The sequence below is a fragment of the Actinoplanes sp. NPDC024001 genome, from assembly GCF_040638955.1.
Taxonomy (GTDB): Bacteria; Actinomycetota; Actinomycetes; order Mycobacteriales; family Micromonosporaceae; genus Actinoplanes.
Window position 1 is genome coordinate 18124 of the sequence record NZ_JBEZZB010000138.1, and the last position, 9825, is coordinate 27948.

Here is a 9825-nt window from a genome sequence, read left to right on the forward strand (position 1 = left end):
CTAGCGTCGTCATACCCGGGCATTACTGTCGTTCTGGGCGGCGGCCAGCTCGTCGACCACCAGCAGCTCCTTGTCCACCTGGCCGCTGCGGTACACCGCCCGGCCCACCATGTGCGCGGCCACCGGCGCGGTGACGAGCTGAAAGACGCCGATCAGTACCAGCGTGGTGATGTCGATGGTGTTCCGCAGCCGCAGTGCCGTACCGGTGAGGATGAGCAGCAGGCCCAGCACCTGCGGCTTGGTCGCCGCGTGCATGCGTGACAGCAGGTCGGGGAAGCGCAGCAGGCCGATGCCGGCGGCGAGGCTGAGCAGCGCCCCGCAGATGAGGCAGACGGCGGACAGGACGTCGGCGACGGTGCCGGCGGTCATCGCCGGCTCCGCGGTGCGAACCGGGCGACGCTGACCGAGCCGATGAAGCCCAGGATCGACAGCACGACCAGGATCGGCAGCGACGTCGCATCACGCGTATAGGCCGCCTCGGCGGCGATCGCGCACACCACGACGGCGAGCAGGACGTCGACGGCGACGATGCGGTCCAGCGTGGTGGGCCCGCGCACGACCCGGACCAGTACGAGGGTCACGGCGGTGACGAGCAGGACGGACACGATGATCCCGACCACGGTCATGCGGGTTCCTTTCCCGATGCGGGGTGGTGCTCCAGCATCTTGATCTCGGCGTCGGAGCCGATGGCGCGCACGATGCGCTCCTCGGTCGCGTAGACGCTGCGGCGGAACTCCTCCACGGCGGCGGCGTCCGGCACCCCGAGGACGTGGATGTACAGGGCGGTCGCGGCCTGGTCGGTGTCCACGATGAGGCTGCCGGGCACCAGGGACACGGCCTCACCGGTGAGGGTCAGCACCAGGTCGGAGGGCACCCGCAGCGGCACCCGGATGATGGCGCTGCGCGGCCGGTGACCGAACCGGAGGGCGAGAACGGCCAGTTGCAGGCTGGCGGTGACCAGGTCGGTGAGGAACCGCCAGGCCAGGCGCAGCAGTCCGAGAGGGCGGGGCCGCCCGGCGAAGGTGACCGGCGGCAGCGGGAAGACGGCGAGGACGACGGCGGCGACGACAAGTCCGCTGAACAGGTTCGCCCAGGAGAAGACGCCCCACAGCAGCATCCAGATGCCGACGAGGACGGTGGCTGCCACGATTCGGTCACGCCACCGGACGCGGGCCGGAACCGAGGCGGGTACCGCGGGCGCGGTGCGGGTCACGGCGACTCCTCTCCGAACACGGCGTACACGTACGGTTCGCGGTCGAGCAGTTCGGTGGCGGCCTGGCTGGTGACGTCGAACAGCGGCCCGGAGATCAGGGTGAGCGCGGTTCCGAGCGTGACCAGGGCGACCGTCGATCCGACCATCAGCCGTGACATCCCCCGGCCGGGTACGGCGTCGGCGTCCGGCGCGGTGGCGGTGCGCGGGGTGCGCCAGAACGCCAGGTTCCAGACCCGGCCGATGGCGTAGAGGGTGAGCAGGCTGGTGACGACGCTGCCGGCGACCAGCAGCCAGGCCAGGATGCCGCCGTCGGCGACGCCGGCCTGCAGCAGCCCGAGTTTGCCGAGGAAGCCGGAGAACGGCGGAATCCCGGCGAGGTTGAGGGCGGGCAGGAAGAACAGCACCCCGAGTACGGGCGCCAACTTGGCCAGCCCGCCGAGGCGTTCCAGGGTCGTGGTGCCGCCCTGGCGCTCGATCAGCCCGGCGGCCAGGAACAGTGTGGTCTGAATGATGATGTGGTGCACGACGTAGAAGATGGCCCCGGACAGGCCGACGTCGGAGGCGAGCCCGATCCCGAACAGCATGTAGCCGATGTGGCTGATCAGAGTGAACGAGAGCAGCCGTTTGATGTCCGACTGGGCCACCGCCCCCAGGATGCCCACGAGCATGGTGAGCAGCGCGGCCACCAGCAGCACGGTCGCCGCCGGGCCGTCCGGGAAGAGCAGGGTCTGGGTACGGATGATCGCGTATACACCGACCTTGGTGAGCAGGCCCGCGAACACCGCGGTCACCGGCGCGATAGCGGTGGGGTAGCTGTCGGGCAGCCAGGCGGACAGCGGGAAGACGGCCGCCTTGATGCCGAAGGCGAGCAGCAGCATGCCCTGCAGCCCCAGTTGCAGGCTGTCAGGCAGCGCGTCGAGCCGGCCGGCGAGCTGGGCCAGGTTGAGGGTGCCGGTCGCGGCGTAGATGAGGCCGATCGCGGTGAGGAAGATCAGGGAGGACAGCAGGCTGACCACCACGTACGTCGTGCCGTCGCGGATGCGGCTCTTCGTGGCGCCGATCGTGATCAGCACATAGCTGGCCGCGAGCAGGATCTCGAAACCGACATAGAGGTTGAACAGGTCGCCGGCCAGGAACGCGTTGGTGACGCCGGCGGTGAGGATCAGGTACGCCGGGTGGTAGACCGAGACCGGGGTGTTCTCCTCGCGGTCGGTCATGCCCTGGCCGATCGAGTAGATCAGCACGCACAGTGTCACCGCGGCGGAGACCACCAGCATCAGGGCGGCGAGCCGGTCCGCGACCAGGACGATGCCCAGCGGCGGCGCCCAGCCGCCGACGGCCACGGTCAGCGTCTCGCCGTTGACGGTCAGCGCCAGCAGCATGATCGTCACGGCCAGGGTGGCCGCGAGCACGGTCACGCTCACCGCCCGCTGCGCGTTGGGGCGCCTGCGCATCAGCAGGGTCAGCGCCGCGCCGAGCAGCGGCATGATCACCGGCAGCGGGACGAGCCACGTCATTGCTGTCCCCCTGCCCCGGCGGCCGACGGCTCGTCCGCCGTGTCCTGGTCGGCCAGGCCCTGGTCCCGCTCGGCCAGCTGCACGATCCGCCGGTCCTCGACGTCGTCCTGGACGTCGTCGTGACCGTTCAGCAGCCAGCTGCGGTACGCCATCGCGAGTAGGAAGGCGGTCATGCCCAGGGTGATCACGATGGCGGTGAGGATCATCGCCTGGGTCAGTGGGTCGCTCATCCGCGCCTCGGGTGTGACGCCGACGATCGGGGGCCCGCCGTAGCCGCCGCCGAGCAGGATCAGCAGGTTGACGGCGTTGCCGAGCATGGTGATGCCGAGGATGACGCGGGTCAGGTTGCGTTCGAGCAGCAGCGTGACCCCGGCCGCGAACAGGACGCCGACGACGATCACCAACAGCAGGTTCGGGCTCATACGAGTTCCTCCTCCCGCCGGGCTTGCGCCTCGGCGCGTTCGATCTGCTCGTGCCGGTCCACCTCGGCGCCCAGGCTGCGCAGGATGTTCAGCACCACGCCGATGACGACCAGGTAGACACCGACGTCGAAGACCATCGAGGTGACGAAGTGGACGTGGCCCAGCACCGGCAGGCGCCAGTCGAGCAGGGCGCTCTGCAGCACCTCACCGCCGGCCAGCAGGGCGGTCAGGCCGGTGCCCAGCGCGATGAACAGGCCGGTTCCCATCACCACGCCGGCGTCGACCGGTGCCGCCACGTCGAGTTCGTGCCGGCCGCCGGCCAGGTAGCGCAGCACCAGCGCCAGGCCGACGACGAGCCCGCCGGCGAAACCGCCGCCCGGGGCGTTGTGGCCGGCGAACAGCAGGTAGATCGAGAACAGCACGATGGTGTGGAACAGCAGCCGGGTGACAACCTCGAGGATCGGCGAGCGCAGCCCAGCGTCGACGGTGTGGCCGGCCATCAGCCAGACCTGGCCCTGCGGTGGCGCCGGGAACGGTCCAGGGCGGCGGCGGCTGTGCAGCAGACGCCGGGATCCGCCGAAGACGAGAGCGGCGACGCCGATGGCCGCCACCAGGAGCACTGAGATCTCCCCCATGGTGTCCCAGGCGCGGATGTCGACCAGCGTCACGTTCACGACGTTGCGACCGCCGCCATAGGACACGGCGGGCTCCGGGAAGCCGGTGGAGACCGGGATGGCCTGCCGGCCGGCGGTGGCGACGTACGCCAGGCCGGAGACCACGGCGCCGGCGGCGATCCCGATGGCCACCCGTAGGCGCCGGCTGGCTACCAGCGGCCGGACCGAGAAGTGGCCGGGCAGTCGGCGCAGCACCAGCACGAACATCACCATCGTGCAGGTCTCGACCAGGAACTGCGTCAGGGCCAGGTCCGGGGCGCCGTGCAGGATGAACAGGGCCGCCGTCGCGTAGCCGGTCACCCCGACCAGCACCACCCCGGCCAGCCGGCGCCGGGTCCGCGTCGCGAAGAAGGCCGCGATGATCAAGGCGGCTGCCGGGATCAGCTGCAGTGCGTGGTCCCAGAGCCGGAAGCCCGCCGGCGGCGGTCCGCCGAGGACCAGTGCCGTGCCGCCGACCAGGATCAGGACGATCAGGATCGTGCCCAGGTAGACCGGCAGGGAGCCGCGCTGGGTGGCGCCGGTGACCTCGACCGCGAGCCGGCCCAGGCCGGCGGTGGCCCGCTCGTAGCCGGTGGCGCTGTCGAACGGCAGGCGCAGCCGACGCCACCACCGGGCTTTCACGTTCACCAGGAACATTGCGAAACCTGCGGTGAGCACGAGCACGGACAGGCCGAGGGCGGGGGTGACGCCGTGCCACAGCGCCAGATGGTAAGCGCCGGTGTCCGGATAGGCGTCGGCGTAGCCGGACAGGATCGCGTCGAGCGCCGGCGCGCCCAGCCCAGTGGCCAGCCCGGCGGCTGCGAGCAGCGCCGGTGGGGTCAGGAACCACCACGACACCCGCTGGACCGCAGGGGACGCAACCGTGGCCTTGTCGCCGAAGGTGCCCCAGAGGAAGCGCAGCGTGTAGGCGACTGTCAGCGCGGACCCGCCGGCCACCACGGTCAGGACCGCCCAGTCCCACCCGTCACCACCGAGGAAGGCGTCGAAGATCGCCTCCTTGCCGACGAAGCCGGCAAGCGGCGGCACACCCGCCATGGACAGCGCGGCCAGCACCGCCACCGCCCACACCGCGGGCGCCGAGCGCCGCAGACCGCTGAGTTCCCGCAGGTCGCGGGTACCGGCCGTGTGGTCGACGATGCCGACCACGAAGAACAGCGCCGCTTTGAACAGGGCGTGGGCCAGCAGCATCATGGCGCCGGCCAGGGCGGCGTCGCGGAAACCCGCGCCGAGGACGATGGTCAGCAGGCCCAGCTGGCTGACGGTGCCGTAGGCCAGCAGCAGTTTCAGGTCGTGCTGGCGCAGCGCCGTCCAGCCGCCGAACAGCATGGCCACGGCGCCGGCCAGCACGGCGACCGGGCGCCACGGCGCGGCGCCGGCGAGCACCGGCCCGAGCAGCCCGACCAGGAATACCCCGGCCTTGACCATCGCGGCCGCGTGCAGGTAGGCGCTGACCGGTGTCGGGGCGGCCATCGCGGCGGGCAGCCAGAAGCTGAACGGGAAGATCGCCGATTTGGACAGCGCGCCGAACAGCAGCAGAACGACCGCGACCGCAAGGTATCCGCCGTCCGGCAGCGCGCCGGTCATCTGCGACCAGCGATAGGTGCCGGCGTGCTCGCCCAGCATGATGATCCCGACCAGCATCGCCAGCCCGCCGAGCGTGGTGACGATCAGAGCCTGCAACGCCGCCTGCCGGCCGGCCCGGCTCGTCGGGTCGTGCCCGATCAGCAGGTAGGAGAAGACCGTGGTCAGCTCCCAGAAGACGTACAGGACGATGAGGTTGTCGGACACGACCAGCCCCAGCATCGCCCCGGCGAAACCGACGAAGACGCCGGCGAAGCGGGCCAGCCCGGGTTCGCCGGGCGAGAAGTACCGGGCGCAGTAGAACAGCGCCAGGGAACCGACACCGCCGACGAGAAGCATCATCAGCCAGGACAGGGTGCTCATCCGCAGGGCCAGGTCCAGACCGAGCTGGTCGGCCCAGCGGTAAACCTCGGTGAGGGCGCCCCCGTCGCGGATGGCCGGGGTCTGCGTCAACGCCCATCCGCAGCCGGCGGCCGGCACCAGCGCCAGCAGGTAGAAAGCCCGCAGTTCGAGCCGGCGCACCAGTGTGGGCGCCAGCAGTGCGGCGCCCAGGTGGACGGTCAACAGCACAAGCACGCGCGGTCCCCTGTCTGCCGACGGCGACGGCCGGCGTCCGGCGTTCGGTTCAGGTCACTCGTGGGCTGCGGTCGCTGCTCAGCCGTTCATCAGCAATTCCCGCAGCTCCGCGACGGCCACGTCGTCGCCGACGGCGACGAGAGCGTCGCCGGCCCGGAAGACGAAGTCCGGCTCGGGCGACGCGATCGCACGGCCGTCACGGATCACCGCCACCACGGAAGCACCGGTACGGGTACGTGCACGCGTGTCGCCGAGTCGCCGGCCGCAGTACGGCGACCCGGCGACCAACGGAATGCGCACCGAGGCCACGCCGTCCAGACCGTCGGCCAGTTGCCGCACCTCGTCTACGAACACCGGCAGCCCGAGAAGATGGGCCACGGTTCGGGCTTCCGTATCGGTGAGCACGGCGGTGTGCCGGACGGTCTCGTGATCGTCGGGGTCGTACGCGATCACCTCGCGGCGGCCGTCGAGGTGGGTGATCACTCCGATGCGCTGCCCCTCGGCCGTGCCGAAGGTGTACGACACGCCCAGGCCGGGCAGAGCGGTTCTCTCCAGGTGCATGTGAGCCTCCTGACCCGCATCGATCTTGGCGACGGTCAGCGTTCGGCAGCGAGCCTGCGTGACTGCCTTGCCCGTCCTGTCGTCGCCGCTAACCTGCCGGGCTCAACGGCCGGTAGGTAATTGCGTCGGGGTTCGCGCGGCGCGGTCGCCCAGCGCTCGGGCGGCATCCGCGATGTAGGCGGTCTCGACCTCTACCGCGTAGCGGTAGCGGTCGGCGGCGGGCTCCCCGCGGTCACGGCGTGCGTCGGTGCCCTCGTGAATGATCAGGCCGAGGACACCGCCGGCGGCCGCTCCGATCAACAGAGCTCCAAGCACGACGTCCAGCCAGGCGAGGCCAGGGAGGACCAGGAGCAGCACAAGGCCAGCGAGCAGGCCGAGCCAGGCGCCGAGACCGGCGCCGATCAGCGCCGCACGGCCGGCGAGGAGCCAGTCGGATCGCTCGCCGCGACTCGGGTGCAGATCGAGGATGCGGGCCCGCAGGACCGGGAATCCGCCCTCGTAGAGCCGGTGCAGCAGGTTGGCGGCATCGGGATAGGCCGTGAACTCGCCGAGCCGGTAGAAATCTCCCACCGAGTGGTCGGCGGTGCGGACCTGAGTTGTCATGGCGGCCATGTCGTCTCGCCTCCCTCGTTTAGTTGGTAGAACAAAACTATATCACGATAGTTGGTTTGCCCAAACCAACTCACGGGGTAAGCTCGGCCACATGCACGATCCCGACTCCCCCGCCCTCCGCGTTCAGGAAGCGTTCACCCATCTGATGCGATGGGCGCAGCGCGGCGACGTGCGCCGGTTCCTGCTGGGGGCCGCCGCACCGGCCCTGTCCACGAACGACATCACCCTCCTGCGGACCGTCGCCACCCATGGCCCGATGCGCGCCTCCGAGCTCGCCGCCTGGCAGGGAGTCGACAAATCCACCATCACCCCTCAGGTGCGCCGGCTTGAGGAGCGCAGGCTCGTCGCCCGCGCGAACGACCCGGGCGACAAGCGCGCCGCTCTGCTGACCGTCACCGAGGCGGGCCGACGACAGCTGCAGGGCGTCGACGAGCAGGGTGCCCACCTCTTCGGGCAGGCGATGCAGGGCTGGTCCGCCAGCGACCGGGCGGCCGTGGCCGCGCTGATGCAGCGGCTCGCCGACGGGCTGGCCGACGTCCCGGACCGCAGCGACCGCAACGTCCGGCGTCACCCCGCCTGACCGCGGGTCGCCTCCGTCCACCTGGTGGTCACGCGCGACTCGACGCGCCTCACGCGCGGCGTAGTGAACCGTGCTGCGGACGGTGGTGAACCCTCGACGACCGGAGCGTTCATGGCGGGCGTTCCTTTCCGTCGAGGGGATGTGTCGCCTGCGGTGCTGACGGTTGTCAGGGCCGGCGGATCTGGTGGCACGGCGCGCAGTACCTGGCCTCCGGGTACATCCGCAGGCGACCCAGCGGGATGGCCTGCCGGCAGCGTTCACAGATGCCGTAGGTGTTCTGGGACATGCGCCGCAATGCGTCGGCGGTGTCGACGACGCCCTGGCGGGCCGCCCGGGTCAGCGCGGCCAGGGTGCGCGGGTCATACCCGTGCTTGGGCACCGCCCCGCAGAGCATGAGCTCGGTCAAACGGTTGGTCCGGGTGGCGAACTGCTCCTCCAGAATGTCGCGCAACAGGCGCAGAGACGACGCGCTGCCGGCGTTGGGCGCCACGTGCGTGGTGGCGTTCACTGGCTGGTCCCTTCTGATCACAAGCGTCGCCGTTCGGCGGCGAGTCGGTCTGCAGGTGACTTCAGCCTGCCGGGTAACCGTCGCGACCACAGCGCGTCACCCCGGACAACCCAGGCGACACGGCTTGCCGACAACCGGCAATAACGCAGAGCGGATCGGTCGTCGGAGGCCGCAGAGTGCTTGCTGGCAGTCGGCAACAAGGCTGGCCGAAGTTGACTCCCGGCGGCCGACGCCGCCGGACCATCCGGCTGGCAACCTGGAAACAGGAGACGCGCCGGGCACCGGTCTGGCGCAGGGCGATCCCACTGAGGACCGCAGTATTCAAGGAGGATCCGTGTTCGCGACGATCGCGTGGGCCACCGATACTTCGCAGTCGGATGGGGACGCGCTGCCCGTTGTCGAGTCTCTCGCTCGCGGCACCGGCGCGAACGTCGTCATCGTCCACGTGCAGGAAGTGGTGATCAGCCGCAGTGGATTCGTCGCCGAGGACAGCACGGCAGCGAGCACTGTGCTGCATCGCGCGGTTCGCCGGCTGCGGGAGCAGGACATCGAGGCCACCGTGCTGTCGACCGCCGCTGCCGCGCGTGACGTACCTCAGCGAATCTTGACCCTGACCGAGTCGGCCGGCGCGTCCGTGCTGGTGGTAGGCAACCGCCGGCAGGGAGCCGTTCTGGACTTGCTGCTGGGCAGCGTCAGCGCCCGGCTGCTCAAGGCGGCACGCCTGCCGGTACTCCTGGTGCCGATCGGCCCGGGCCAGGTCACCGACGACGCCGTAACCGGGCCGGTGCGGGGCGGAACGGATCAGCACTGAACGGGTGCGTGCGCTTGACCAGGAACGGACCGGGTCGGCGTCGTCCAGGTCGTAGGGATGCAGTCGATCACCGCGCTGTCGCCTGAGGACTGCCGCCGGCCCTGACGCCTCACCTGTCGCAGATGGATCCACAGCCGCCGGCGCAGCATCTGCTCAACCTCGGCGCCGATCGCTGAGTCGGCCCTGCCGACATGACGGGTTTCCGCGGGAGACCGTCCCGGTCGGCCGCGTCACGGCTTCGTCGCTCCAAACGGCTGCCGCCCAGGCGTAGAGGGACGTCAGCGCCGGCGTCCACACCGAGATCGCCTCGATGGTGGAGCGCGTTCCTCATCCCGGTCATCTGCGGCGCACACTCGGCGGGTATGGCCCGCATGCTGAGCGATCCCGCCGACTTCGCGGCTCGACGCGCCCCACGCCTACCGGCATGCCGCGCCGGCACCGGACCGTTTCTTCCGGACTTTGGACCTGGCCGGTCCGGTCCCGGCGGCCGGCGCCGCATACACCGCCGTCCCGGTCGCCGGGTATGCGTAGGGTTCGCGGTCAAAGACCGCGGACACCCGCGATCTACCCGGTTCGCGCCCGATGACGGCGGCTCTCCGCAGCCGCCAGGCGATCTGCCGTCCGACATCTGAGTCGGCGCGCCGGTCACCAGTTGGCCGGCGGGTCGCTGGCCGTGGTTCCTATAGTGTGCTGGTGCCGCAGGGACTGACGTACCACGATGCCGTCAAACTGCTCGGTGGCTCCGGCCCCCTGGTGAGGATCGCCGACAA

11 protein-coding genes are annotated in these 9825 nt (G+C 70.6%); 2 read left to right on the forward strand and 9 right to left on the reverse strand.

The genetic code is table 11. The annotated features are described in order from the left end of the window. Positions 1 to 9 precede the first annotated feature (9 nt). The 8 genes from mnhG to AB0F81_RS38105 all read right to left on the reverse strand — a co-directional run bounded on the left by mnhG (position 10) and on the right by AB0F81_RS38105 (position 7147). A complete protein-coding gene (gene mnhG / locus AB0F81_RS38070; RefSeq protein ID WP_360205753.1) occupies positions 10 to 369 on the reverse strand; it encodes a monovalent cation/H(+) antiporter subunit G in 360 nt (119 codons plus the stop codon). Beyond that, positions 366 to 626, reverse strand: coding sequence for a monovalent cation/H+ antiporter complex subunit F (locus AB0F81_RS38075; RefSeq protein ID WP_360205755.1), 261 nt, complete (start codon positions 624 to 626; stop codon positions 366 to 368). Before AB0F81_RS38075 ends, mnhG begins: the two co-directional genes overlap by 4 nt. Continuing rightward, a complete protein-coding gene (locus AB0F81_RS38080; RefSeq protein WP_360205758.1) occupies positions 623 to 1213 on the reverse strand; it encodes a Na+/H+ antiporter subunit E in 591 nt (196 codons plus the stop codon). Before AB0F81_RS38080 ends, AB0F81_RS38075 begins: the two co-directional genes overlap by 4 nt. Then, the gene (locus AB0F81_RS38085; protein ID WP_360205761.1) at positions 1210 to 2730 is read right to left on the reverse strand and encodes a Na+/H+ antiporter subunit D; all 1521 of its coding nucleotides are present in this window, start codon (positions 2728 to 2730) and stop codon (positions 1210 to 1212) included. Before AB0F81_RS38085 ends, AB0F81_RS38080 begins: the two co-directional genes overlap by 4 nt. Beyond that, positions 2727 to 3152 (reverse strand): Na(+)/H(+) antiporter subunit C, encoded by a 426-nt coding sequence (locus AB0F81_RS38090; RefSeq protein ID WP_360205764.1) that lies wholly within the window; start codon positions 3150 to 3152, stop codon positions 2727 to 2729. Before AB0F81_RS38090 ends, AB0F81_RS38085 begins: the two co-directional genes overlap by 4 nt. Next, complete coding sequence (locus tag AB0F81_RS38095) at positions 3149 to 5983, reverse strand: Na+/H+ antiporter subunit A (protein ID WP_360205767.1); 2835 nt, start codon at positions 5981 to 5983, stop codon at positions 3149 to 3151. Before AB0F81_RS38095 ends, AB0F81_RS38090 begins: the two co-directional genes overlap by 4 nt. A 78-nt stretch (positions 5984 to 6061) precedes the next feature. Further along, positions 6062 to 6544, reverse strand: coding sequence for a TrkA C-terminal domain-containing protein (locus AB0F81_RS38100; protein ID WP_360205769.1), 483 nt, complete (start codon positions 6542 to 6544; stop codon positions 6062 to 6064). A gap of 102 nt (positions 6545 to 6646) precedes the next feature. Beyond that, complete coding sequence (locus AB0F81_RS38105; RefSeq protein ID WP_360205771.1) at positions 6647 to 7147, reverse strand: hypothetical protein; 501 nt, start codon at positions 7145 to 7147, stop codon at positions 6647 to 6649. Between the two features lie 100 nt (positions 7148 to 7247). Between AB0F81_RS38105 and AB0F81_RS38110 the strand changes: the two genes are divergently transcribed. Continuing rightward, positions 7248 to 7736: a MarR family transcriptional regulator gene (locus AB0F81_RS38110; RefSeq protein WP_360205774.1), complete on the forward strand. Its 489-nt coding sequence runs from the start codon at positions 7248 to 7250 to the stop codon at positions 7734 to 7736. Between the two features lie 166 nt (positions 7737 to 7902). Here the strand turns inward: AB0F81_RS38110 and AB0F81_RS38115 are convergent, their stop codons facing one another. After that, positions 7903 to 8244: a TraR/DksA C4-type zinc finger protein gene (locus AB0F81_RS38115; protein WP_360205776.1), complete on the reverse strand. Its 342-nt coding sequence runs from the start codon at positions 8242 to 8244 to the stop codon at positions 7903 to 7905. Positions 8245 to 8578: 334 nt separating this feature from the next. Here AB0F81_RS38115 and AB0F81_RS38120 point away from each other — a divergent pair, with 334 nt between their 5' ends. Beyond that, positions 8579 to 9055 (forward strand): universal stress protein, encoded by a 477-nt coding sequence (locus AB0F81_RS38120; RefSeq protein WP_360205779.1) that lies wholly within the window; start codon positions 8579 to 8581, stop codon positions 9053 to 9055. Positions 9056 to 9825: the final 770 nt, after the last annotated feature.